Genomic DNA, 23,168 nt, shown 5'->3' with positions numbered 1-23,168 from the left:
GTCACGGCCCTTCAGAAAGGGCATTCCATGCGCGTCACCCCATAAGCAACAAACCATTCGTTCTAAAGAAAGCGGCGCACGTGCTCCTATAATCGGCCGACCACCACAACAACAAGCGGAGCACTCATGACCGATCAGGCCGCATCGAACTGGCGCCTCGAAACCATCGCCGTGCACGGCGGCTATCGCCCCGACCCGACCACGCGCTCGGTCGCGGTGCCGATCTACCAGACTGTTGCGTACGCATTCGACGACACGCAGCACGGCGCGGACCTGTTCGACCTGAAGGTCCAGGGCAACATCTACACGCGCATCATGAACCCGACGACGGACGTGCTCGAGCAGCGGATCGCCGCGCTCGAGGGCGGCATCGGCGCACTCGCGCTCGCGTCGGGCCAGGCGGCCGTCACGTACGCGATCCAGACGATCGCGGAAGCCGGCGACAACATCGTGTCCGCCAGTTCGCTGTACGGCGGCACCTACAACCTGTTCGCGCATACGCTGCCGCAATACGGGATCACGACGCGCTTCGCCGATCCGCGCGACCCCGCATCGTTCGAGCCGCTGATCGACGCGCGCACGAAGGCGATCTTCGCGGAATCGGTCGGCAACCCGCTCGGCAACGTGACCGACATCGTCGCGCTCGCCGACATCGCGCATCGCCACGGGATCCCGCTGATCGTCGACAACACGGTGCCGTCGCCGTATCTGCTGCGCCCGTTCGAACATGGCGCGGACATCGTCGTGCACTCGCTGACGAAGTATCTCGGCGGCCACGGCACGAGCCTTGGCGGCGCGATCGTCGATTCGGGCAAGTTCCCGTGGACGCAGCATGCGGACCGCTTCAAGCGGCTCAACGAGCCCGACGTCAGCTATCACGGTGTCGTCTATACAGAAGCGTTCGGGCCGGCTGCCTATATCGGCCGCGCGCGCGTCGTGCCGCTGCGCAACATGGGCGCGGCGATCTCGCCGTTCAACGCGTTCCAGATCCTGCAGGGCATCGAGACGCTCGCGCTGCGCGTCGAACGCATCAGCGACAACGCGCTGAAGATCGCGCAGCATCTCGCGCGCCATGAACACGTCGAATGGGTGAACTACGCGGGACTGCCCGATCACCCCGACCATCCGCTCGTCGCGCGCTACCTGTCGGGCCGCGCGCCCGGCATCCTGACCTTCGGCGTGAAGGGCGGCCGTGATGGCGGCGCGAAGTTCCAGGACGCGCTGAAGCTGTTCACGCGGCTCGTCAACATCGGCGACACGAAGTCGCTCGCAACGCATCCGGCCTCGACGACGCACCGCCAGTTATCGCCCACCGAACTCGCGAAGGCCGGCGTGAAGGAGGAAACCGTGCGGCTGTCGATCGGCATCGAGCATATCGACGACCTGCTCGCCGACCTCGACCAGGCGCTCGCGCAGGTATGACCCGACGCGGGCGTGCCGACACGCCCGCTTTGTCTTGAACGCGCAGCGGCTTCAAGGTGTTCGTTCCCGAACCACCGCGCATCGCAACGCCTGCGGCGGCGTCCTCGCCGCCGCGTGGCGCGCGCCTGTGAGATCGTGATTGTGCGACGACGGTTGCGTCACCGGTCGAAGACGAATCACGCGAGTCGCACCGCGACGCATTCGCCCCTGCATGACAAAAATTTCATGTCCCGATCAGCTTCGCGATGGGTCGCTTCGATACGATCGACAACGTGACGGGCAATGCCCGTTACACCCACGCAAGCGATTCGTTGCCGCACGGCACGAACACGCGTTAGGCCCGGACACGTGAAGTGCCGGGCTTTTTTTTGGTTCATCTCGGATTACGGGGGGAACGCTGGGGAGGAACGTCGGCGTTCGGCCAGGAGGCGTCATTCTCCAGCACAGTCACATGGACGCGTGGACGTCCGCTCCGCACTAGCAAACGGCCATTTGGAGGCAACCCGATCCTCTCAGTTGCCGGGAGTCTTACGCTAGCGCGCAGCAGCCGTCCTTTCAGACGGAAAGCCGCTCGCCGGCGCTGCCAACATACCGCTCAGAACTCGCGCTAGCTTTGTCGGTCTCGAGCGCGCTCAAGCTCGCGCATCAACTTATGCATTTCATGTTGTCGCCCGAGATGCCAGTCGGTCACGATGTTGAAGATTCCTCGCGTCCACGAAAACGGTGCCCACCGGAACGGGACGACGATGCGCGGTTGGCGGTCTCGCAGCCCTTTTATGACAGCCTTAGCGACGTCTTCGGGTTGTATCGGTCGCCGCAACGGTGCAGGAAACCCTTTTTCAATCAATTTCGTCGCCAGCGCATTTCCGCCAAAGCCGACCTTGGCAATTGCTGTAGCCACCCATCCCGGATAGAGCACGCTCGCCGTGGACCCGGTGCCGCCTAGTTCGGCGCGCAGTGAACGCGCGAGCATCTCGACTGCGGCTTTGGACGCTGCGTAAGGCGCGTTGACCATGCCGTTCACGAACGCATAGACCGAAGCGGTGACCAGGACCTGACCTCGATTGCGGACGATCTCCGGCAATGCGGCCTTGATCGTGCGCCAAACACCAAACAGGTCGACCTCGACGATTCGTTCGAACTCCTGTTCATCGCAGCTGTACACGGTGGCGGGCACATCGTGCCATGAGATGCCGGCATTGGCGAACGCAACGTCGAGGCGGCCGAATCTATCGACGGCGTGTTGGACGACCGCCCTGGTGGCGGCAGCATCAGTGACATCGAGCGCCAGGGCAATCGTGCGCTCCGGGTCAAACTCCGCGGCGAGGCGGTCCACTGAAGCCTGCGTCACATCGGTTAGAACGAGTCGTGCTCCACATGCATGCAACTCGCGCGCGGTCGCAGCACCAATGCCGCCTGCAGCACCCGTGATAAGCACGACTTTTCCCTGAAGATCGTAAGCCATTGTGTACTGCTCCTCTGCTATTGGATTTCCATTGCTGCGCAAACAGGGGGCGATGGATGCCGGGCCATCGGCTCCGCTGATCACGCGAAGCCGATCGGTTTCTGCGGCCACCGGATGCCCATTCATTTCGCTGGAGCGTGCGCAGCCGAGTCGTTCCATCCAGTTGCCGACGCCAGACTGATGGCGCGTTGAATGTCCTCGCTGCGAAAGCCAGCGCGTTCGACGAAGCGCCTGAAGAAGCCGGGTGCCTTGGCCACGATGCTGTTGATCTTTGGTACGACGATCATGTCCGCGCGCCGCTCAATGCCTGCCACGATATCCCGCACGACCTGCTCTCGCGGGATCATCTTCCAGAAGCCTCGATCGTTGCCTCGCCACAATGCCCGGCCGGCAGGATCGGCAACGACATCGTCCATCAGGGGCGTCGGGAAGAACGTCGGATGCGCGCTGCCGACCCCGATTCCCAGATGACGAAGCTCCAGACGGATGCTGTCGCACATCGCCCAGACGCCTGCCTTGCTGGCCGTATAGGACGCCTGTAGCGGCGAATGCACAAACGCGGCCATTGACGAAATCGCCAGCATGTACCCGCGCTGTTGCTGGACGAACGGCAAGCCGGCCCGGAACGTACGCCACACGCCGTTGAGGTTGATGTCGATGACACGATCAAAAGCGGCCGGGTCGATGGTGGCCATCGGGGCCATGGTGTCAATGCCCGCGTTTGCGATGACCACATCGATTTGACCAAAGTGATACGCCGCATTGGCCATTGCGGCTTCGATGCTTTCGAAATCGCGGACGTCGGCGGTCCAGCCAAGAACATCAGAAGGGCGGCCGAAGCTGCGAATTTGCGCCGTGAGCCTGTCTGCCTCGAGGTCGAAAAGTGCGAGACGCGCGCCCCGTGCGTGCAGCGCTTCGGCCAAGGCCGATCCCAGGCCGCCGGTGGAACCGGTAATGGCCACCACCTTGTTCGCCAGCTTATAAGTCGACATGCGCGCCTCCTTGCTTCGTTGGAACGTGACGGTGGAGAAATGCCAGCTGGTCGGCGACCACCTGTTCGAAGTCCTTGCCCACATAGATGTCGAAGTGGCCTGCCTGATACGCGCGCATTTCCCCTTTGGGAGCGCGCCTGGCGTACCGTTTCGTCGGCCCCACCGGAGCGACGGAGTCGGCTTCGCAAACGCAAAACAGAATCGGACAGGAAATGTCGCCTGCTTTGCGACCGGGGCGGTGCCGAACGATGTTCAGGCCGAAGCGTGCTGTGACCTGATTGCGAAATGCAGTCCCGTCAGGGACAAGCGCGAGATAGCCATCCAGGGCATCCGGTGCAGTCATCAACGCGGCAGAACCGGGGGGACCCGCCGTCGGCACCATCACCGGCGCCCTGCCGACGAGGGATAGCAGTACATCGCATAGAGCGAGCGCGGTAACCTTGAGCGCGCTACGCCAGTTCAACGCGAACAACGACGCGACCCCGTCCGTGAACGGGCATTGCGCGATGGCAGCGGCAACGGTCGGGTCGCGTGCTGCGGAGAGAATCACATGACCGCCGCCGAAGGATGTTCCCCACAGGACCACCTGATCCGAACGGAGATTGCTGTTCGCGCGTGCAAAAGCGATCGCACCCGACCAGTCCTCCAGTTGACGATCGATATCGAGCAATTGGCGAGGGGAGCCGTCGCTCGCGCCGAAATGTCGATAGTCGAACACGAGGCACGCGTAGCCATCCGCGCAAAAGCGTTCCGCATAGGCGTCGAGCCGCATTTCCTTGATTCCGCCCAGCCCGTGTGCCATCACGATGACAGGAAACCGACCCGTCCCGCGAGGCTCGTACAGCCAGCCACGGCAATGTTCTCCGCGACCGCCAGCCACGAACTCGACACTTCTCCGCCCAGCCATGTGTCCCTCCAAGGTGTGAGAGAATAGATTACAATCCAATGTTGTAATGTATTCTAACTTTGGAATGCAATCCAATTAATGAGGTAAACCCCGTATGGAATCGAGAACTCAGCGCCGGGCAGCCTCGACCCGACTGGCGATCCTGCAAGCCGCCGAGACTTTGCTGACGGAGGGCGGGCTAGACGCGGTCACGCCTGAAGCGGTTGCGAGCCGGGCGGATGTCGCAGTGCAGACGCTCTATAACCGTGTAGGTGGCCGTTCCGCGTTGCTCATTGCCGTGGCGGAGCGCGCGTTGGAAGAAAACCGCGAGTACATGGACGCGGCCTATGCATCCGATGGTGATGTGGAGAAGAAACTACGTTGTGTGGCAGATGCTTACGCGCGGTTCGCCAAGGAGCGCCCGCACCAATTCCGTATCCTTGTCGAACCACCGAATGAGCCGGAGGCGCTCGCGCGCATCGCTGCCCTCATCAAACAGCAAAACGCCAAATTGGCCGCATTGATCAGCCGAGGTATCGATGAAGGGTGGGTGCATGCAGACGTCGAGCCGGAACACGCCTCGACGGCGCTGTGGGCAATGATGAATGGCGTTATCAGCCTGATGTGGCGCCCCGATAGCCTTCGACTGGATGTCGATCACATCGACGATCTACTGCGTACCGCGATCTCTTTGTTGACCGGCGGTATTAAGAGGCGGGGTGATTGACGCTTTGGGCCTAGGGAACTCTGGCGACTGCAAAAGCGTCAAGCAGTTCTCAACTGGTCTGCCGTCAGGCGGCCTTCCAAGGTGCCCGCACGCCAACGGCTTCGGCTCGGAAGTTGGGGAATTATCACGAACGCGTGAACCGCAGGTACGGACCCAACTTCCGTTGGTTTGGACGATGGCGGAAATAGCCGGTGTACCGCGCAAGCCGCCGTTGATTCAGGCGGCGTCGAAGGGCTGAAGTGGGTCGGCATCCGCCAGTCGGCCGCCACCCCGATGCCAACCGACCGGGTTCGGCCAGGAACGGTCAGTCGACATAGGTGCCAGGATCGTCGACAATCGGCGGGACGTTTTCGGCGCAAACGCGAGATCGTGCAAGATCTTCTAGCGCTCGCCGCCGTACCTTCCACAAGGTCCCGTTGTGGACAGAAAGTATGCGGCTCAGGCTATCTGGCAGGTCCAGCTGTACTCATCCTTGGCAGGAGAGTCATCCATGTCTGCTCGGCTAAAAGTCCACTGGGTGTGCTGGGGCGCGCTCACCATATTGTTCAGCGTGGCCGTAGCGGCATTCGAACTGTCCCGTGCTTCGCATAGTGTTGAACTGTCTCTGAAGCCCGGCGCCACCATCAGCTTCTCCGTATTTCGTCTAATGCGAGCCCCGCTTGCGGTCGGAATCGACTTCAAGCGCAATGGCTGGGCAGACAAACGCCCTGAGTTGGGCAACTACTCGTATAACTCGAATTTCAGGGCGAGCGGGTATTTGCAATTTAAGGAACCTGGAGAACCCATCACGATTCGCATCACGTCTGACCCCGGCATGGACGCGCTGTTCCACGCAATGCCGAGGTCGAGATCTAGCGGGAGTGATATGTGGCGAGATTTGGTTGCCAGCGAAGGCAACGGTAACCCTAACCGCCTTCCGTGGCCCCTTCGCGCTGACGCTCAGTTGTTGCCGGGAGGAATCACCCACCTGACCATTTCAGTAGTCGATGTGGGCCCAACAATTTTGAGTGAGAACGTTACGTTCGTCGCCGAGGCCCCACCCTCAGGTTACGGCTGGCTCTGGTGGTTATCGTTCTGGCCGCTATTCGTAGTGCCTGTTGCTATCTATGGCGGCACACTACTTTCGCTTGGCTATCGTATGGCCGGAGAGCAAAGGGTTGAGGTGAGCCACGGCATTTTCAGATGCATGTTGTGGCGCATCACCAAAACTGGCGCCGCGACAGCACTCGCATATCCGCTGAGCGGATTGGCCGCCGGAGCGTGGACGTTTTTTCACGATTTCCCGCGGGCTTCTCTGCTAGATGCTGTCCGGATAGCGATATGGTTTGGCACATACGCTCCAACACACGGAGTGCTGCCGGACGTTGACTCTGAAGGTCACTATTACTTCCCCGCCTACCATTTCGTCATACCCACCGCAGCCGTGCTCATCTTTTTGTTTTTCCGGGGCTGGCGATTATTTAAGCCACGCAGATCGCCACAGTAACCTCGTCATAGTTATCCCGCCAATGCGATTAACAGGAGAGGACTCGTCAACTTGTCGGGGAGTGTCCGCTATTGAGATCGATGATTGTCCGTTTCGGGTCGGCAAGCGACGTCTACGGAAATCCACGAAGAACTTTTTTTGCACGGTCTTTCACGCGCCCGAGGCCGCAGCCACGCTATTCAGCGCGCAACGTTGCGCTGCGGAAACAGGCACGGATGCGTCTTCACGTACAGGTTCGGATTGCCGCAGCGATGTCCCGCGTAGTCGATCTGCTCGCCTGGCATCAACTCGCCGGCGACGGGCTTTGCTTTTGCCGCGCTGGTCGATGCCGCCGGTCCGGTGCCTGGGCGCACGGACGCGCAGCCTGCGAGAAGCGAGACGAGAAGCGGGACGACCAGCATGACGAGGCGCGACGAGCGGACAGACAGGCGATTCATTTGGCGAACGAATGGAAGAGTCGTGACGGGCTCGTCCGCTGTCGAGATTCTCGTGGCGAACGATGCGCATGCCAGCGGCCGGATCGCATATCGGCGGCATTGCGCCGCGACATGTCCACCGCTGGTTGACTGCATGTTCCGCTTTGCTCCCGTCGCATGCATGACCCGAACATGACGATTGCGTCACGCGCGCCATCGCGCAATCTGACGCACTTTTCATCTTCCGATCACGGTCACGCCCGGCTGCTTTCGCATACTGAATGCATGGATCGCCACCCGGCGGCCTTATCAAGGAGAGCTCCATGCAAACGACAAAACTCACGGCCCTGTTCGTCACCGCCACACTGTCGCTCGGCATCACCACGCAAGCCGCGTTCGCGCAAACGCAAACGCAGGGCAAGACCCGCACGGAAGTCATCAACGAACTGAAGCAGGCGCAACACGACGGTGTGGTGCCGACGAGCAAGACGCAGTACCCGCCGACCAGCGAGATGATCGCGCGCAACAAGGAACTTCACGTGATTTCGATGCATGCCGGTGAGAAGACACCGCAGGCCGATAATCACGACAGCCTCGCGACTCGCTGATGCCGGTCAGGCGCGTGCGCTGCCCCGCGATCGCGGGCAGCGTGCCGCGCGCCGCGTTATCGCGGCGAATGTGCGGCCGTGCCTGATTGCCGCGATCTCACGCATGAGCTGCCGGCACGGCCCTCGGCACGACCAGCGGCCGCTGCGGAAAGCGCAGCCAGAATGTCGTGCGCCGGCCGGGATCGCTGTCGACGCCGCATTCGCCGCCATGGTTGTCCATGATCGACCGGACGATCGCGAGGCCCAGGCCCGTCCCCGATGCCGAATCGTGCCGCGACGGATCGACGCGATAGAACCGCTCGACATGCTGCGCGTCGATGCCCGGCCCGGTATCCGACACGGCAATCGTCGTCGCGCCGCCCTGCTCCGCACAGTCGATCGTCACGACGCTGCCGCGCGGCGCGTAAGCCAGCGCACTGGACAGCAGGTTGCTCAACGCGCGCTGATACAGCGTGAGATCCGCATCGACCCACGCACAGCCGTCCACCTTCACCAACACGCCCGCATCCTCCGCGAGCGACTCGTAGTAGCCGGCGACGCGCGACGCTTCCTCGGCCGCATCGAGCCGCCGCACGTCGATCGGCGTGCCGGCCCGCTCCGAGCGCGCGAGAAACGGCATGTCCTCGATCATCCGCGACAAGCGCTCTTGAGCATGTTCGCCTTCTGCGATAACGGTTCGCAACCGATGCTACGGATCGGGCGCAGTGCGGACATGAGGCGAAGATGATATTCCCGTCATTTTTGGCGCTTTGTACTCCCCCGAACAAAGCGTGCATAACTGTCCAGATGGTCATCTGTACGCGACGTCTACGCACTCGCGTGCGATCCGATGGTGCCGTCAAAGCTCATCGAACTCGTCGCATCGCTTCCGATCATCCAATTCGGTTACATCAAAATCACAAAAATTTTTTGCATTCCAAAATTTCGAACGAGTTCTATAGACATCTTCACTTGAAAAGATGACTGTTCAAGGTTCCGGGAGCACGAATGCAACCATGCCGCTCTACAACCCCGGAGTCGTGCGATCGGATTTTAACCAGCTTCAATTGAGGAGCCGACAACAATGCGCCACTTTGTTTCTGATACGACAACATTCTTGAAAATCGACACGGCGAGACTTTAAAGCAATGAATAATATTTCCAATCACAACGAGTACAACTTTGATTATGACGAAGACAATGAATGGTTCCTCGTTCACTCCGGAGCCGTCACCAACACAAATCCGGGATCGATGGTTCATGTTCACATTAACACAACACCCATTTGCCCCAACATGACCAACAGCGAATTTCGAATCATGATAGCGCGACTTCTTAAATGGTCCGTGATTCTAGTTGAGCGAAGGATCACCGACCTGAAGAGGTATGACGAAAAAACCAAAGAGAGAATGATCTATTGGTTCAATCGATGCGATGAAAATACTCGACACTATCTTCTCAGCGGTTTTTCACGACAGCTTTCCGTTCTTAAAACGCTAACGCCACACAATTTCGTTCGAAGCGACCCGAGCCTCGATAGAATGCTAGGCTGCGTTCCGAATATGAGCAATATTGATAACGAAGCCGCTCATGTTTGCGGACCCAACACGGAGCGTAGGCTTATAAGTATTGCCATGAAATTTTGTACCGGCTTGCGTGATCAGAATATGTTCGGAGATTCGCGCCTGTCCACGCTCATTCACGAAGTAACCCATTTCGTTGACACCTTCGGTAGCGACGACCCTCGCTACGGGCTCGACCCCACAGCGGCCGCATGGGCAAGAGCCAATCCTGACCTAGCATTGAGGAATGCGGATACACTCACCGGATTCGTGATCTACGGCGAAGACTTATTTGCAGAGTAAGGAGCCAAATTCAGCATGAGAATTTTTATTTCATCACTGATCTCAACTCTATTCATTTTTTCAACAAATGCCACCGCGGAATGCCAGGGATCACAAAATCTGCCATCGGAACAATTGTTCGTAGCCTTTTCACCCAAGAGTCATGAGATCACCAAATCAGAGCAAACGCGAATTGAACAATGGGTATCGGCAATTAATTCCAAGCACCCAATTCAAAACTGGATCTACATAATTGGTAGCGCATCCAAAAATGAAACCTCCCCCGATAAACTTGCAACTAAACGCGCCTCCATGGTAACGAAAGCCATCATAGACGATGGTCTGATAAACGCACCATTTCAGATAAAGACGCAAATTTATCCAGCCAGTGGCACAGCCGAATCAACGTCGGAAACCCGTGAGGTCACCGTCCAAGTGAGCCCCGGCTGCCTGGACAACTGCTGCACGAGTCATTGACATGAGAGTTGGCTCATTTATCGTCGCCGCACGTGCGACAAGCTCGCACATCCAGCACTCGCGTGTGATGGTCCATCAAATCGATCCGGGCGAGATTTCGATGGTCGATTCGATAATGATTCGAACGACCTATTACTCGCCGAACTGGTGATGCGATCAGGGTGTTCCCAAGAATCAAACGATCCCCTGCTTCGCACGCCGGCGTTGCACCAGCCAGTCGAGCAATTGCCGCCCGTCGCGTTCACCGAACCAGCGCGCATGCCCGATCAGATAACCGTCGTACGCGATATCGACGATCGCCGGGGCGTCGATGATGCACCCGAAATACGCGACCTCCGACAGCGCGAACTCCGTATGCACGATCGGCAGCATCGCGACCAGCGCCGCATACGCATCGTCGCTCAGCGGTTCGAGCGATTCATAGCCGTCGAGCAGCGCATCGATGTGCGCGTATTCGATGCGGCGCGCGTCGGGCGGCGCCATCCAGTCGACCGTGTTGCGCTCGATCGCAAGCGCGACATCCATCACCGCGCAGGTGCGATCGGACAGGCCGAAGTCGAGCACGGTGCGCACCTGCGCGCCGGGGCCGGCGTCGGTCCACAGCAGGTTCGACGCATGCCAGTCGCCGTGGGTCCACAGCGGCGGCAGCGCGGGCAGCAGCGGCACGAGGCGCGCGTGATACGGGCCGATCGCATCCGCGACATCGCCGCGCCAGTCGCGCGTGCCGAGCGCGCGCACCAGCAGCGGCTGCGCGTCCACCCAGCGTTCGAGCGCGCCCACCAGATCGTCGGACGACAGTACGCGGAAACTCGACAGCAGCGTGCGCACGGGCCGCGCCGGCGCGTCGTAACCGGCCGACGCGCGATGCAGCTCGGCCAGCGCGCGGCCGGCCGCGTAAGCGTGCGAGGGATGCGTGAACGGCTGCCACGACATCACACCGCGATACGCGTCGACACCGGGCGCGACCACATGCACCTCGTACGTGCAGTCGCCGGACGCAAAGGCCGTCGCGCCGTTGCGATCGGCCAGCACGTCCACCACCGGCATCCCGCGCGCGCGCAGATGCGCGATGAAACGATGCTCCTCCTCGAGCCCCGCGACGTCACGCAGGCTCACGTGATGACGCTTGACGAACAGTGCGCGCCCGTCCGTCATCCGCACCAGCGTGGCCGCCGCGAACTGCCGTGGACTGTGCCAGGTGAGCCGCCCCGGTTCGCCGGCGCCGTCGATGCGCGCAAGCAGCGCCGCAACCTCGTCGTGCGTCATCAGCGGCCAGTCGCGCTCGGCCTGCTCGCCGTCGACGCCGAACTGCGGCGGTGCGACGTCCGGCGATAGCGGCCCGTCCGGCTCGAGGGGAAATGACATGAACGACGTAGCTCCGTAGTTGAATCGGCTCGTGAATCAGGCCGCCGGGTTCGCGCTCGCGCGCAGCGCGTCGGCCGTCCGGCTCCAGTCGCGCCAGCCGATGACGGCGAGCGCGATGAACAGCGCGTAGAGTCCGGCCGTCAGATACAGCTCCTTGAACACGAACATCCCGACGTACACGACGTTCACGACGATCCACAGCCCCCACGACGCGATGTAGCGCCGCGCGGTCCAGTATTGCGCGACGAGGCTGAACGCGGTCAGCGACGCATCGACGAACGGCAGCGCCGCGTCGGTCCAGCGGGCCATCATCCCGCCGAGCAGCGCGCTACCGACGACGGCCGCCATCAGGTCGGGCAGCATCTGGCGCGGCCGCACGCCGGCGACGGGTGCGACGTCGCCTGCCGGCGCCGCGCCGCCGCTCGCCTCCAGCGTACGCTGCGCGATCCAGCGGCGCCAGCCGTACACCTGCAGCACGGCGAACGCGCCCTGCAGCAGCATGTCGGAATACAGCTTTGCGTCGAAGAAGATCCAGCCGTACAGCGCGACCGACGCGAGCCCGACCGGCCAGCACAGCATGCGCCGCTTCGCGGTCAGCCAGATCGCGAGCGCGCTGACGATTACGCCGGCAATTTCGAGTGGGGACATCGTCCATGCTCTCCTGGTTAGCTGCCGGGGCCGCGTGTCACGCGGCCGGATCCGGTCGATCAGAAATCATAGGTCAGCGACACGCGCGCGGTGCGCGGCGCGCCCGGGAACAGGTACGCGTCGCCCTGCTGCTCGCCCGCGTCGCGCCAGTAGAACTTGTTGAACAGGTTGTCCACCGATACGCGCAGCACCGTGCGATGGCCACCGATCTTCGTCGTATAGCGCGCGCCGAGATTGAACACGAACCACGACGGCACGCGCGCGGTGCCCTCTTCGTTCGCGTTGCGGCCTCCGCTGTACTCGACGCCGCCCAGCATGTTCAGGCCCGCGACGCCCGGCACCGCGTAGTCCGCGTACAGCGACGCGCGCAGCGCCGGCACGTTGATGATCTGGTGCCCTTCGTACGCCGGCGAACCCGAATCGTACGCGCGCGCGCGAATCGCCGCGACGCTGGCCGTCAGCGACAGCCGCTCGGTGAGCAGCCCGGCCGCGCCGAGCTCGATCCCCTGGTGGCGCTGCGTGCCGCGCTGCACGAAGGTGTAGCTCGTGCCGGACGCATCGGGATCGGCGAACTGGAACGGCTTGCTGATCGAGAACACGGCGGCCGTCAGGCTGAGCCGGTCGAGCCAGTCGTATTTCGCGCCGAGCTCGAACTGGTGCGATTCGACCGGCGGCAGGAACGCATATGCGTTGGTCGCGCGCACGGGCGCCTGGTCGCCAAGCGACAGCGCCTTGCTGTACGACGCGTACAGCGACAGCACGTTCACCGGCTTGTAGACGAGCGCGACCTGCGGCAGGAACACCGAGCGGTCGGTATGCGTCGCGTCGCCGTCGAGGCTGTCCCAGCTGCGCTGGCGCAGCAGCACTTCCTTGCCGCCCGCGAGCACCTGCCAGTGCTCGCCGATGCTGATGCGGTCGAGCCCGAACACGCCGTACTGCCACGAATCGAGCTGCGGATACGACGGCCCGGCCGTGTTCGGCGACGGCGCGAACGCGACGTCGGGCCCGTAGATGTTCTCGCTGCCGACGTAGTCGTACACGGCGTTCGCCATGTGCACGACGCGGCGCTGCACGCTCACGCCGAGCGTCAGCTCGTGGCGTAGCGGGCCCGTCGTGAACTTGCCCGTCGTCACCGCGCGCAGGTCGTCGTTGCGGCGGTATTCGCCGGGGCTGCGGAAGTCGTACACGTCGTAGTCGCCGTTCGCGCCGAAGAAGAACGGCGACGTCGCGCCGGCCGCGCAGCTCGGCGCGTAATAGCAGCCGTACGCGAACGCGCTGTTGTCGTCGATCATCGTGCGGCTGCGGCCCGCGGCGATGTAGGCGTTCCAGTCGTCGTTGAACCGGTAGTCGAAGCGCGCGTTCAGGTTCAGCGCGTCGGTCGTCACCGGCTTCGCCCACGGCTGCGTGCCGAGCGCCTTCGACGTCGTGTTGACGGACGGCACGACGGTGCCGCCGAGCAGCTGGTAACCGGGTGCGGAACGCTGGATCCACTGCTGGAATTCCGCGTTGAGCTGCAGGCTCGCGCGCGGGCTGATGTCCCAGTCGGCGGCGATCGAGCCGAACGTGCGCCGTCCGTTCGTGCCGTCGATGTACGAGTGCATGTTCTCCTTCGCGGCATTGATCCGGAAGCCGAACTGATGGTCGGGGCCGAAGCGGCGGCCGAGATCGACGGCCGCCGACGTCGAGCCGCGGCTGTCGACGCCGGTGGTCACGCTCGCGACGTTCGCCGAGCGCTTCGTCACGAAGTTGATCACGCCGCCCGGCGCGACCACGCCGCTGTCGATGCCGGCCAGCCCCTTCAGGATCTCGACGCGCTCCTTGTTCTCGAGCGGCACGTTCTGCTCGCCGGACACCGTCAGCCCGTCGATCCGGATCGCGCTCGCGAGATCCACCGGGAAGCCGCGAATCGCGAAGCCTTCGAAGTAGCCAACGGGCGCGTAGTCGTTGACGACCGACGCATCGTTGCGCACCACGTCGCTCAGGCGCTTGGCCTGCTGGTCGTCGAGCTGCGCGCGCGTGACGACGCTGACGGAGGCCGGCGTGTCGCGCAGCGGCGCGTCGTCGAGCCCCGCAACCGACGCTTCGCGCGCGCGAAACGCGCCGCCGCGCTCGCCGCTGACCGCGATCGCCGGCAGCGTCGCGCTGGCGGCCGCATCGGCTTCGGGAGCCGGCGCGTCGCCCTGTGCCGCGGCGGCCTGCGCCGCGAAAAGCGTGATGCCGAGACCGACGCCCACGCCGACCTTCGCGCGCCGCCGCCGTGCGGGCGACGCTGTTGTTCTATTCACCGTCATTGTTCTGGATGGAAAACTCGCCACTCGACCCTGTCGAAACCCGTTATGCAGCCGCGAAGCGCAGCCTCGCGCATGACCCCGCGACGGTCCAGGCGAACCGCCGGGCACGACCGTCGGCACGACATTCATCGGACGAATCTGACGAATCTGACGATCCGGCCGCTTGCGTGCCGATCGATCGGGAATGCGCAGGATGGGACATCGGATGCCGGTGACGCGCCAGGCGCCGACGCGGCCGCCGATCCGGGGATCGGGTGCGTGTCGGGCGGCCGGCTGCGTCGCGCGGTGTTGTCATGCAGGGGACGCTTCGAACGCCCCGGTGCGGGCGCCGGGCATTTGCGTGCGCCGTTCGTCGGAACGGCGGAATGCCCGTCGCGCGCGACATCGCGGCGTGGCGCGCATTTTACCCCGGGCGGGGCGGACGGCCGGAGAATCGGCCGAAGCGGGCGGCGAGAGGCGGGAACGCGGGAATGGGAGCCCGCGTGATTCGGCGAGCGCTCAGAACCCCTGCATCGTCACCGTCGGATCGACGACCAGATGGACGACGCCGTAGATCACCGCGCCGACCAGCACCGCGAGCACGATCGCGACGAACGGCAGCAGCGTGAAGTTGACGTTCGCGAGATCGGACGCGTGCGCCTTGCTGTTGCGTACGCCGAAGAAACTCCACAGAACCAGGCGGATCATGGTGAACAGTTTCATGATGTTGCTCCTTTCCTCTATCGGTTGACGCTATCGTCGATCCGACAGGCCTTCTGGAAAAGAAGCAGTTGCGAGCGCTTTTTGCGCAGCACACGCTGTGCGACCGCATGACGCACGCATATCAGCGATCGAGCACCAGCGGCTCCGCGGCCCCTTCGGCAGGCTGCGCGACGCACAGCAGCGCGCAACCGGGCTCGACCGGCGCATCGTGCGACTGCACGTAATCGACCGCCCCGGACAGCACGCGCGTCGCACACGTGCCGCATGAACCCGACCGGCATTCGGACGGCACCGCCACGCCCTGACCTTCCGCGAATTCGAGCAGCGTGCCGTCGGCCGGCGTCCACGCGGCGTCGCGCGCGGAACGGCGGAACACGACGGGCACGCTCGCCACCGACGGCGCTCCCGCCGCGCGGGTCGCACTGCGCACGACACTCGACGGCCCGAACGCCTCGAAGCGGATACGCTCGTCCGGCACGTTCAGCGCACGCAATCCATCGTACAAATCGCGCATGAACGCGGACGGCCCGCACAGGTAGAAATCGTAGTCGTCGAACGGCAGGATGCGCTTCAGTTGCGCGACGTCGATGCGGCCCGGCCGCGCCGCGCCATCGCGCTGCGGCCGGCTGTCGAACCAGTGCAGCGCCACGCGTGCGTCGGCGTCCGCGATGCGCGTCAGCTCCGCCGCGAACGGCCGGTCGGCCGTATCGCGCGCGCCGTGCACGAACACGACGCGGCGCGACGGCGTGTCGTCCGCCAGCGCGCGTCGCAGCATCGCGAACATCGGCGTGATGCCGATGCCGGCCGACACCAGCACGGCCGGACGCGGGCTCGCGACGTCGAACGTGAAGCGGCCGCGGGGCATTTGCGCATCGAGCGTCATCCCGGCATGCGCGTGGTCGTGCAGCCATGCCGACACGCGTCCTTCGCGCTTCACGGTGATCCGGTAATGCGGTGCGCCGGGTGCATCGGAGAGCGTGTAGCTGCGGATCGTCGGCGCCTCGTTGTCCGGCAGCGCGATGCGCAGCGTCAGATGCTGCCCGGCTTCATGGGCCGGCAGCGCGCCACCGTCCGCCGGTTCGAAATGAAACGAGCGGATCGCGCGGGCTTCATCGACGATCTTCGCGATGCGCAGCGGGCGCCAGCTGGGGGTCGACGCGGATGCGGATGCGGCCTGCGCACCCGCGATCGCCGAACCCTCAGCCATCGCCGCAAACTGTGGCGCCCGCTCGGGCACCGACCACCGGAACGGCAACACGCCCCGCATGCGCCGCACTTCGCGCACATGAAACCGCACGACCCGCTGCGCGCCGTCGAACGACGCGACGAGTGGCCCGTCCCACACGATCTCCGCCCGCGCGGCGACATACAGCACGTCGCCGCTGTCGAAATCGATGAACAGCAGCCCCGCGCGCGGATCGTGCTGCAGGTTGCCGAGCGTGTTGAAGAAACGGTTGCCGCTGAAGTCCGGCGTCGTCAGCGTGCGCGCGTCGTCAACGCGCACGAAGCCCGGCATGCCGCCGCGATGCGACACGTCCGCGCCGCGCGCCGCGCCCGCATCGGCCGACGTGTTCGCACTCGCGACGAAGAACGTATCGGCCTGCGCGAGCAGCGCGCGATCCGCGTCGCTCAACCGGTCCGACACGTCGGCCTCGCCGGACGCATTGCCTTCACGCGCCTCGAACGTGGGTGTGCGACCCTGAATGTACTTCGCGCAGTTGCCGAAGCTCTGCTCGACCGCGATCGTCAGCGCACCGCCGTCCACCGCACGCACGACGCCGTTCACGCGATTGCGCCGGCGCGTGGCGAACTCGATGCCGAGCCCGCCAAGTGGCGCACCCGGCAGCCACGCACCGGCCAGCGGATCGCCGGGCAGCGCATCGCCGTCGATGTGCAGCGTGCGCGCGTCCGGCGCCGTCACGAAGCCGGGCATCCCGACCCGCAGCGTCGCCCACGGCTGGCCGTGCGCGTCGACGCCGCCGAGCACGAAGAACGGCAGCTGCGCAAAAAACGTCCGGTGCTGGTCCGGCATGAAGCGCCGGATCCCGCGCCGGCCGGCCGCGCCCGCAGCCTCCGTCACGCCCGCGCGCTGCTGCACGGCGAGCTCGCCCGCATGAAAAGGCGCAACGTCAAGTTCCCAGCCCGGTACGGCGGCGGTCGGTGCGGTCATCGCGTTTCTCCCGGTAAAGACGTGTCGTGGCGCTTCGCGTCAGGCGGCGAGCAGGCCGGCACGGGTCGTCGGCATGCCGACGAAGCCCGGCAGCCCCTCGACGCGCGCGAGCCACGCCCGCACGTGCGGATACGGTTCGAGCGACACGCCGCCTTCCGGCGCGTGCGCGATGTACGTGTAGGCGGCGATGTCGGCGATCGTCGGCTGCGCGCCCGCGGCGAACGGCTTGCCGGCGAGCTCGCCGTCGATCACGGCGAGTATCTTCGCGGCCGTGCGCTTGGCCGCGTCGTGATCGAGCGACGCGTTGAACACGGTGACGAGCCGCGCGGCCGCCGGCCCCGATGCGATCGGCCCGGCCGCATACGACAACCAGCGCTGCACGGTCGCCGCGCCTGCCGCATCGTCGGGCAGCCAGTGCGCGTCGCCGTAGCGCTTCGCGAGATAGACGAGGATCGCGTTCGAATCGGCGAGCACGGTGCCGTCGTCGTCGATCACCGGCACCTGGCCGAGCGGATTGAGGGCGAGGAACGCGGGTTCGCGCTGCGCGCCGGCCGCGAGGTCGACGTCGACGATGTCGGACGGCAGCCCGAGCAGCGACAGGAACAGCCGAATGCGGTGCGCATGCCCGGACAGCGGGAACGAATAGACACGAACCGGACGGACGGGCTTGCTGGCGGCTGGCATGGAAAGGCTCCTGGATCTCGCGCCGCCGGGAATCGGCGACGACCAGCCCGCAGCGTAGCGCTCGCCGTTCACATTCAGAAGGCGGATAATCGCTGAAACATTATCCTTTCCCATAGGACAATCACCGATGGCCGATCTGCGCGACGTGAACCTGAACCGGCTGGCGATCTTCGTCGCGGTGGTCGATGCCGGCTCGCTGACGGCCGCGGCCGAGCGGCTCGGCCTCGCGAAGACGGTCGTCAGCACGCACATGCAGCGCCTCGAATCCGAAGTCGGCGCGAACCTGCTGGTCCGCACCACGCGGCGGCTGAGCGTGACCGATGCGGGGCGCGCGTTCTACGACGCGTGCCGCGACATCGTGCGCGCGACCGAAAGCGCGCTCGACGCGGTGTCGTCCGACGCGGGACCGTTGCGCGGCACGCTGCGCGTGAGCGTGCCGATCGACTACGGCGCGCTGGTCGTCGCGCCGGCGATCGTCGCGCTGCGCGATGCTCATCCGGGGCTCGACGTCGAACTGATCGCGAACGACCGCGTCGTCGATCTGGTCGCGGACAACCTCGACGTCGCGATCCGCCTCGGCCGCCTCGCGGATTCGAACTATCGCGCGGTGCAGCTCGGTCAATACGAGAAATGGGTGGTGGCGAGCCCCGCGTTCGTCGCACGGCATGGCCTGCCGCGCGATCCGGACGCGCTCGCCGCGCTGCCGTTCGTGATGCTGTCGACGCCGTCACGCCCGCATACGCTCGAACTCGACGATACGAGCGGCGGCCACGCGTCGGTGCGCTGCACCGCGCCGGTCGTTTCGAATACCGCGACGGCCTGCCGCGCGATCGCGCTCGCGGGCGGCGGCTTCGGGTTCCTGACGGATTTCTCTAGCGCGGAGGACATCGCTGCCGGCCGGCTCGTCCGGCTGCTGCCCGCCTGGCGCTCGGCGCGGGAGGGGATTCATGCGGTGTATCCGTCGACGCGGTTGCCGTCGCAGAAGGTGCGCGCGTTCATCGACGCGATGAAGGCGCGGATCGCGGAAACCGCACCGGCGGCAGCGGATTTTCTCACGCCGAATTAATCACGCCATTTATTCATAAAAAATCTCATATTGATTTTCGAGATTTTCATCTAACCTTATTCCCGGTAATACGCGGAACAGCGTTTACCGAAACGTTTCAATTCTCCGCCTTATTCCAATCAAGGAGTTTGAACATGCAAACCGCCGCAATTTCCTGGGGAACAACGCCGTCGATTCGCGTCTACACGGCCAACGGCAACAAGATCACCGAACGCTGCTACGACGGTTCGAACTGGTACACCGGTGCGTTCAATCAGGCCGGCGACAATGTGTCGGCGACGTGCTGGCTGAGCGGGAGCGCCGTGCATATTCGCGTGTACGCGACCAGCGGGGGTGCGACCACCGAATGGTGCTGGGATGGTGAAGGCTGGACCCGGGGCGCATACACGGGCTCGTAATCTCGCATTTCGCGAGCGCGACACGTTTCGCGCGCAGCGCCGGCGCAACGTCAATTTTTCATTGGCGTTGCGCCGGCTTGTTTTCATTTAAATTCGATTATCTATATTTACAAACCGACCAATCAAAAAATGAAATAACCAATGACAATTCAATGAAATTCTGCGCCTTGTTAATATCGATCCCAACCCGATAATTATCGATACGGATTGCGCGAGCATTCACGAACGCGAAAACACGATCAAATCGCCCCATGCGCGCAGTCGGCTTCGACCCCTTCATTTCGGGCGCCGCCAGCCGATTGGCCCCGCGCTAGCCCTCTTCCCGCAACGTGCCCAGCAGCACTTTCCTGCAACTCGCCACCATCTGGGCCTCCGGATCGCGATACTCGGTGAGCAGCCATGCGGCGCCGACGTTCGTCATCGCGCCGACCAGCGCGAGCCCGACGAGCCGCTGTTCGGTGCGCTCGGCGGGCGTTACGGCCTCGCGCGCCGCGCCGATCGCCATGATCAGCTTGCCGAAGTCGATCAGCATCCGCTGGTAGGTCATGTCGGTATCCGCGCTCACGCCCATCACCTCGAGCAGCAGCACGCGCGCCGCGCACGGGTCGCGCAGGAAGCCGAAGAACGCGGCGAGCCCCGCATCGACGCGGTCGTGCAGATCGCCGCCGCGCTCGGCCACCGCCCGCTCGACCGCGTCGTGCAGTTGCTGCGCGTGATGCAGGTAGGTGCAGCGCAGCAGATCCTCCGTGCTGTCGAACGCCGCATAGAAATAGCGGTCGTTGAGCTTCGCTTGCTGGCAGATCGAGCGCACGGTCGCCTTGCGAAAGCCGACCGTGCCGAACACGCGCGTCGCCGCGCGGATCAGCGCGTCGCGCCGCTCGGCGGCCCGCACCTCGGGCGCGACACCGCCGTACGCGCGCCCCCGTTTTTCCGTTTCGAGTGCTTTCTCCATTTCGCTATTTGACATCAGGACACCCGAAAACTAAAGTGGTGATGAACATCACCACAATAAGCACGCCGCCGGCGCAGTGCAAGCGGAACGGGAGGAAGACGAATGAAGGGTTTTTCCGGCAAGGTCGCCGCGATCACGGGTGCCGGTTCCGGCATGGGCCGCAGCCTCGCGCTCGAGCTCGCGCGTCGCGGCTGCGAGGTCGCGCTCGCCGACGTCAACGATGTCGGTCTCGCCGGCACGGCGGCCGCGTGCGGCAAGCACGGCGTGCGCACGAGCATGCGGCGGCTCGACGTCGCCGACCGTGACGCGGTGTTCGCGTGGGCCGATTTCGTGCGCGCCGAACACGGCAAGGTCAACCTGGTCTTCAACAACGCGGGCGTGTCGCTGGCCGCGAGCGCCGAGACCGCGCGCATCGCCGATCTCGAATGGATCGTCGGCATCAACTTCTGGGGCGTCGTGCACGGCACGCAGGCGTTCCTGCCGCATCTGCGCGCGTCGGGCGACGGCCACGTGATCAACACGTCGAGCCTGTTCGGGCTCGTCGCGATGCCGACGCAGAGCGCGTACAACGCAACCAAGTTCGCGGTGCGCGGCTTCACCGAGGCGCTGCGGATGGAGCTCGAACTCGACGGCGCGCCGGTCAGCGCGACCTGCGTGCATCCGGGCGGCGTCGCGACCAACATCGTCGACGCGAGCCGCGTCGACACCAGCATCCACGCGCTCACGGGCCAGGACGAAGCGACCCACCGCCGCCAGGCGAACCGCCTGATCAACGCAACGACGGCCGACGACGCCGCGCGGCAGATTCTCGCCGGCGTCGAGCGCAATGCGCGCCGCGTGCTGGTCGGCGCCGATGCGCGGCGCCTCGACAGGATCGCGCGCCTGCTCGGCGCCGGCTACCAGCAGCTGGTGTTGCGCCACGTGCGCCGCGCCCGCGCACGCAACCTCCGCCCGAAGGACGCCGCCGCGGGAGAGCGAACGCACGCACCGGCCGCACGCCCGACCCCACCGACCAAGGACCCCGCATGAGTTCGACGACGACCGACCGGCGCGACGCGCCGTCCGCCTGCGGCGACAGCCGCGACCTCGACGTGCTGATCGTCGGCGCCGGCCTGTCCGGCATCGGCGCCGCGTATCACCTGAAAAAGCGCTGCCCGTACGCGAACGTCGCGATCGTCGAGGCGCGCGATGCGATCGGCGGCACCTGGGACTTGTTCCGCTATCCCGGCGTCCGTTCGGATTCCGACATGTTCACGCTCGGCTACAGCTTCCGCCCGTGGCACAGCGACAAGGCGATCTCGGACGGGCAGACGATTCTCGACTACATCCGCGACACGGCACGCGCGTACGGCATCGACAAGACGATTCGCTACGGCCAGAAGGTGGTCGCGGCCGACTGGGATTCGAATCGCGCGCGCTGGACGGTGCGCATCGAGCGCACGCGGGACGGGACGGTCGACACGCTCGTCTACACGTGCCGCTTCCTCTACATGTGCAGCGGCTATTACGACTACGACGGCGGCTACCTGCCCGACTGGGCCGGCATGGAATCGTTCGAAGGCCGCATCGTGCACCCGCAGCAATGGCCGAAGGACCTGTCATACGCGAACCGGCGCGTCGTCGTGATCGGCAGCGGCGCGACGGCCGTCACGCTGGTGCCGTCGATGGCGACCGACGCGAAACACGTGACGATGCTGCAGCGCTCGCCGACCTACATCGTGTCGCTGCCCGCGCGCGACAAGATCGCGAACGCGTTGCGCCGCGTGCTGCCGTCGCGGCTCGCGCACCGGCTCGTGCGCGTGAAGAACGTGCTGCTGACGATGTACCTGTATAACGTGTCGCGCCGCAAGCCCGAGCGGACGAAGCAGTTCATCATCCGCGCGGCCGGCAAGCAGCTCGGCCCCGACTTCGACGTCGCGAAGCATCTGACGCCGCGCTACATGCCGTGGGACCAGCGCGTGTGCCTCGTGCCGAACGGCGACCTGTTCAAGTCGATCCGCGCGGGCCGCGCCTCGATCGTCACCGACGAGATCGAGCGCTTCACGCCGACCGGCCTGAAGCTGAAGAGCGGCCAGCAGCTCGACGCGGACGTGATCGTCACCGCGACCGGGCTGAAGGTGAAGATGCTCGGCGGCGCGCGCGTCACGGTGGACGGCCGCGCGGTCGACTTGCCGCAGACCGTGTCCTATAAAGGAATGATGTACAGCGACGTGCCGAACCTCGCGTCGTCGTTCGGTTACACGAACGCATCGTGGACGCTGAAGGCCGAGTTGATCGCGCGCTACGTGTGCCGGCTGCTCAACCACATGCGTGCGAACGGCTACGACACCTGCGTGCCGCGGCTCGGCGCCGGCGACCTCGGCGACGTGCCGGCGGTAAACCTGAGCTCGGGCTACATCCAGCGCGCGGCCGGCATCCTGCCGAGGCAGAGGCACCGCAAGCCCTGGAAATTCCACCAGAACTACGTGCTCGATCTCGCGTCGCTGAAGTTCAGCGGACTCGCCGATTCGGCGATGAAGTTCGAACGCCGCGCGAAAGCCGGCCCGGCCGCCGCGCCGGTTGCCGAACCCGTACTCGAAACCCGTTGAGG

The 23,168-nt window shown here is 64.4% G+C and carries 21 protein-coding genes and 1 pseudogene; 10 read left to right on the top strand and 12 right to left on the bottom strand.

The features are described 5' to 3' along the window. The first annotated feature begins 126 nt into the window (after nt 1-126). Nucleotides 127-1,422, top strand: coding sequence for an aminotransferase class I/II-fold pyridoxal phosphate-dependent enzyme (locus F3J14_RS15260; RefSeq protein WP_166723698.1), 1,296 nt, complete (start codon nt 127-129; stop codon nt 1,420-1,422). A gap of 607 nt (nt 1,423-2,029) precedes the next feature. Here F3J14_RS15260 and F3J14_RS15255 read toward each other — a convergent pair. Genes F3J14_RS15255 through F3J14_RS15245 form a run of 3 tightly spaced genes read right to left on the bottom strand, consistent with a single transcriptional unit; the run spans nt 2,030 to nt 4,786 of the window. Continuing rightward, nucleotides 2,030-3,046: an SDR family NAD(P)-dependent oxidoreductase gene (locus F3J14_RS15255; RefSeq protein ID WP_247682224.1), complete on the bottom strand. Its 1,017-nt coding sequence runs from the start codon at nt 3,044-3,046 to the stop codon at nt 2,030-2,032. Further along, on the bottom strand, nt 3,010-3,879 hold the full coding sequence (locus F3J14_RS15250; RefSeq protein ID WP_166723697.1) for an SDR family NAD(P)-dependent oxidoreductase: 870 nt from the start codon (nt 3,877-3,879) through the stop codon (nt 3,010-3,012). Before F3J14_RS15250 ends, F3J14_RS15255 begins: the two co-directional genes overlap by 37 nt. Then, nucleotides 3,866-4,786, bottom strand: a complete 921-nt coding sequence (locus F3J14_RS15245; protein ID WP_166723696.1) for an alpha/beta fold hydrolase — start codon at nt 4,784-4,786, stop codon at nt 3,866-3,868. The genes F3J14_RS15250 and F3J14_RS15245 overlap by 14 nt, the downstream gene beginning before the upstream one ends. A gap of 94 nt (nt 4,787-4,880) precedes the next feature. On the opposite strand from F3J14_RS15245, the gene F3J14_RS15240 reads away from it, so the two are divergent. Together F3J14_RS15240 and F3J14_RS15235 are read left to right on the top strand one after the other, a co-directional pair. Next, nucleotides 4,881-5,492 carry a TetR/AcrR family transcriptional regulator gene (locus tag F3J14_RS15240; RefSeq protein ID WP_166723695.1) on the top strand — a complete coding sequence of 204 codons (612 nt, stop codon included), beginning with the start codon at nt 4,881-4,883 and terminating at the stop codon, nt 5,490-5,492. 490 nt (nt 5,493-5,982) lie between these two features. Next, complete coding sequence (locus F3J14_RS15235; RefSeq protein ID WP_166723694.1) at nt 5,983-6,978, top strand: hypothetical protein; 996 nt, start codon at nt 5,983-5,985, stop codon at nt 6,976-6,978. 179 nt (nt 6,979-7,157) lie between these two features. Here the strand turns inward: F3J14_RS15235 and F3J14_RS15230 are convergent, their stop codons facing one another. Continuing rightward, nucleotides 7,158-7,415 (bottom strand): hypothetical protein, encoded by a 258-nt coding sequence (locus F3J14_RS15230; RefSeq protein WP_166723693.1) that lies wholly within the window; start codon nt 7,413-7,415, stop codon nt 7,158-7,160. Nucleotides 7,416-7,717: 302 nt separating this feature from the next. On the opposite strand from F3J14_RS15230, the gene F3J14_RS15225 reads away from it, so the two are divergent. Beyond that, a complete protein-coding gene (locus F3J14_RS15225) occupies nt 7,718-8,002 on the top strand; it encodes a DUF4148 domain-containing protein (RefSeq protein ID WP_166723692.1) in 285 nt (94 codons plus the stop codon). A gap of 97 nt (nt 8,003-8,099) precedes the next feature. On the opposite strand, the pseudogene F3J14_RS15220 reads toward F3J14_RS15225, so the two are convergent. Next, nucleotides 8,100-8,648 (bottom strand): annotated as a pseudogene (locus F3J14_RS15220) (ATP-binding protein); the annotation flags it as partial. A gap of 481 nt (nt 8,649-9,129) precedes the next feature. Between F3J14_RS15220 and F3J14_RS15215 the strand changes: the two are divergent. Both F3J14_RS15215 and F3J14_RS15210 read left to right on the top strand, forming a co-directional pair. Beyond that, a complete protein-coding gene (locus F3J14_RS15215; protein ID WP_166723691.1) occupies nt 9,130-9,846 on the top strand; it encodes a M35 family metallo-endopeptidase in 717 nt (238 codons plus the stop codon). A gap of 15 nt (nt 9,847-9,861) precedes the next feature. Next, the gene (locus tag F3J14_RS15210; protein ID WP_166723690.1) at nt 9,862-10,302 is read left to right on the top strand and encodes an OmpA family protein; all 441 of its coding nucleotides are present in this window, start codon (nt 9,862-9,864) and stop codon (nt 10,300-10,302) included. A 174-nt stretch (nt 10,303-10,476) separates the two neighbouring features. On the opposite strand, the gene F3J14_RS15205 is transcribed toward F3J14_RS15210, so the two are convergent. The 6 genes from F3J14_RS15205 to F3J14_RS15180 all read right to left on the bottom strand — a co-directional run bounded on the left by F3J14_RS15205 (nt 10,477) and on the right by F3J14_RS15180 (nt 18,162). Continuing rightward, nucleotides 10,477-11,667, bottom strand: a complete 1,191-nt coding sequence (locus F3J14_RS15205; protein WP_166723689.1) for a phosphotransferase — start codon at nt 11,665-11,667, stop codon at nt 10,477-10,479. Between the two features lie 36 nt (nt 11,668-11,703). Then, nucleotides 11,704-12,315: a nicotinamide riboside transporter PnuC gene (pnuC, locus tag F3J14_RS15200; protein WP_166723688.1), complete on the bottom strand. Its 612-nt coding sequence runs from the start codon at nt 12,313-12,315 to the stop codon at nt 11,704-11,706. A gap of 59 nt (nt 12,316-12,374) precedes the next feature. Continuing rightward, nucleotides 12,375-14,606 (bottom strand): TonB-dependent siderophore receptor, encoded by a 2,232-nt coding sequence (locus tag F3J14_RS15195; protein ID WP_166723687.1) that lies wholly within the window; start codon nt 14,604-14,606, stop codon nt 12,375-12,377. 498 nt (nt 14,607-15,104) lie between these two features. Beyond that, entirely contained in the window at nt 15,105-15,308 is a 204-nt protein-coding gene (locus F3J14_RS15190; RefSeq protein WP_166723686.1) for a DUF2970 domain-containing protein, read from the bottom strand. Nucleotides 15,309-15,429: 121 nt separating this feature from the next. Continuing rightward, a complete protein-coding gene (locus F3J14_RS15185; RefSeq protein ID WP_166723685.1) occupies nt 15,430-17,478 on the bottom strand; it encodes a pyridoxamine 5'-phosphate oxidase family protein in 2,049 nt (682 codons plus the stop codon). Nucleotides 17,479-17,517: 39 nt separating this feature from the next. Next, nucleotides 17,518-18,162 (bottom strand): glutathione S-transferase, encoded by a 645-nt coding sequence (locus F3J14_RS15180; protein WP_166723684.1) that lies wholly within the window; start codon nt 18,160-18,162, stop codon nt 17,518-17,520. A gap of 127 nt (nt 18,163-18,289) precedes the next feature. Between F3J14_RS15180 and F3J14_RS15175 the strand changes: the two genes are divergently transcribed. Both F3J14_RS15175 and F3J14_RS15170 read left to right on the top strand, forming a co-directional pair. Then, the gene (locus F3J14_RS15175) at nt 18,290-19,228 is read left to right on the top strand and encodes a LysR family transcriptional regulator (RefSeq protein WP_166723683.1); all 939 of its coding nucleotides are present in this window, start codon (nt 18,290-18,292) and stop codon (nt 19,226-19,228) included. 134 nt (nt 19,229-19,362) lie between these two features. After that, the gene (locus F3J14_RS15170) at nt 19,363-19,626 is read left to right on the top strand and encodes a fucose-binding lectin protein (RefSeq protein ID WP_166723682.1); all 264 of its coding nucleotides are present in this window, start codon (nt 19,363-19,365) and stop codon (nt 19,624-19,626) included. Nucleotides 19,627-19,936: 310 nt separating this feature from the next. Here F3J14_RS15170 and F3J14_RS15165 read toward each other — a convergent pair whose 3' ends face one another. Beyond that, nucleotides 19,937-20,593, bottom strand: coding sequence for a TetR/AcrR family transcriptional regulator (locus F3J14_RS15165; RefSeq protein WP_166723681.1), 657 nt, complete (start codon nt 20,591-20,593; stop codon nt 19,937-19,939). Nucleotides 20,594-20,680: 87 nt separating this feature from the next. On the opposite strand from F3J14_RS15165, the gene F3J14_RS15160 reads away from it, so the two are divergent. Both F3J14_RS15160 and F3J14_RS15155 read left to right on the top strand, forming a co-directional pair. After that, complete coding sequence (locus F3J14_RS15160) at nt 20,681-21,607, top strand: SDR family NAD(P)-dependent oxidoreductase (protein ID WP_166723680.1); 927 nt, start codon at nt 20,681-20,683, stop codon at nt 21,605-21,607. Beyond that, nucleotides 21,604-23,166 carry an NAD(P)/FAD-dependent oxidoreductase gene (locus F3J14_RS15155; RefSeq protein ID WP_166723679.1) on the top strand — a complete coding sequence of 521 codons (1,563 nt, stop codon included), beginning with the start codon at nt 21,604-21,606 and terminating at the stop codon, nt 23,164-23,166. The genes F3J14_RS15160 and F3J14_RS15155 overlap by 4 nt, the downstream gene beginning before the upstream one ends. Nucleotides 23,167-23,168: the final 2 nt, after the last annotated feature.

This window comes from Burkholderia sp. Tr-862 (assembly GCF_011753085.1).
GTDB lineage: Bacteria > Pseudomonadota > Gammaproteobacteria > Burkholderiales > Burkholderiaceae > Burkholderia > Burkholderia ambifaria.
The sequence above is the reverse complement of the archived record's forward strand: the minus strand, read 5'-3'. Positions and strand labels throughout refer to the sequence as shown.

What these genes read in the sequence shown, in the direction of transcription:
- F3J14_RS15255 (WP_247682224.1), bottom strand. Translation starts at nt 3,046, where the DNA reads ATGGAACGACTCGGCTGCGCACGCTCCAGCGAAATGAATGGGCATCCG.
- F3J14_RS15245 (WP_166723696.1), bottom strand. Translation starts at nt 4,786, where the DNA reads ATGGCTGGGCGGAGAAGTGTCGAGTTCGTGGCTGGCGGTCGCGGAGAA.
- F3J14_RS15230 (WP_166723693.1), bottom strand. Translation starts at nt 7,415, where the DNA reads ATGAATCGCCTGTCTGTCCGCTCGTCGCGCCTCGTCATGCTGGTCGTC.
- F3J14_RS15180 (WP_166723684.1), bottom strand. Translation starts at nt 18,162, where the DNA reads ATGCCAGCCGCCAGCAAGCCCGTCCGTCCGGTTCGTGTCTATTCGTTC.
- pnuC (WP_166723688.1), bottom strand. Translation starts at nt 12,315, where the DNA reads ATGTCCCCACTCGAAATTGCCGGCGTAATCGTCAGCGCGCTCGCGATC.
- F3J14_RS15165 (WP_166723681.1), bottom strand. Translation starts at nt 20,593, where the DNA reads ATGTCAAATAGCGAAATGGAGAAAGCACTCGAAACGGAAAAACGGGGG.
- F3J14_RS15160 (WP_166723680.1), top strand. Translation starts at nt 20,681, where the DNA reads ATGAAGGGTTTTTCCGGCAAGGTCGCCGCGATCACGGGTGCCGGTTCC.
- F3J14_RS15215 (WP_166723691.1), top strand. Translation starts at nt 9,130, where the DNA reads ATGAATAATATTTCCAATCACAACGAGTACAACTTTGATTATGACGAA.
- F3J14_RS15205 (WP_166723689.1), bottom strand. Translation starts at nt 11,667, where the DNA reads ATGTCATTTCCCCTCGAGCCGGACGGGCCGCTATCGCCGGACGTCGCA.
- F3J14_RS15235 (WP_166723694.1), top strand. Translation starts at nt 5,983, where the DNA reads ATGTCTGCTCGGCTAAAAGTCCACTGGGTGTGCTGGGGCGCGCTCACC.
- F3J14_RS15250 (WP_166723697.1), bottom strand. Translation starts at nt 3,879, where the DNA reads ATGTCGACTTATAAGCTGGCGAACAAGGTGGTGGCCATTACCGGTTCC.
- F3J14_RS15240 (WP_166723695.1), top strand. Translation starts at nt 4,881, where the DNA reads ATGGAATCGAGAACTCAGCGCCGGGCAGCCTCGACCCGACTGGCGATC.
- F3J14_RS15155 (WP_166723679.1), top strand. Translation starts at nt 21,604, where the DNA reads ATGAGTTCGACGACGACCGACCGGCGCGACGCGCCGTCCGCCTGCGGC.
- F3J14_RS15175 (WP_166723683.1), top strand. Translation starts at nt 18,290, where the DNA reads ATGGCCGATCTGCGCGACGTGAACCTGAACCGGCTGGCGATCTTCGTC.
- F3J14_RS15195 (WP_166723687.1), bottom strand. Translation starts at nt 14,606, where the DNA reads ATGACGGTGAATAGAACAACAGCGTCGCCCGCACGGCGGCGGCGCGCG.
- F3J14_RS15260 (WP_166723698.1), top strand. Translation starts at nt 127, where the DNA reads ATGACCGATCAGGCCGCATCGAACTGGCGCCTCGAAACCATCGCCGTG.
- F3J14_RS15170 (WP_166723682.1), top strand. Translation starts at nt 19,363, where the DNA reads ATGCAAACCGCCGCAATTTCCTGGGGAACAACGCCGTCGATTCGCGTC.
- F3J14_RS15190 (WP_166723686.1), bottom strand. Translation starts at nt 15,308, where the DNA reads ATGAAACTGTTCACCATGATCCGCCTGGTTCTGTGGAGTTTCTTCGGC.
- F3J14_RS15185 (WP_166723685.1), bottom strand. Translation starts at nt 17,478, where the DNA reads ATGACCGCACCGACCGCCGCCGTACCGGGCTGGGAACTTGACGTTGCG.
- F3J14_RS15210 (WP_166723690.1), top strand. Translation starts at nt 9,862, where the DNA reads ATGAGAATTTTTATTTCATCACTGATCTCAACTCTATTCATTTTTTCA.
- F3J14_RS15225 (WP_166723692.1), top strand. Translation starts at nt 7,718, where the DNA reads ATGCAAACGACAAAACTCACGGCCCTGTTCGTCACCGCCACACTGTCG.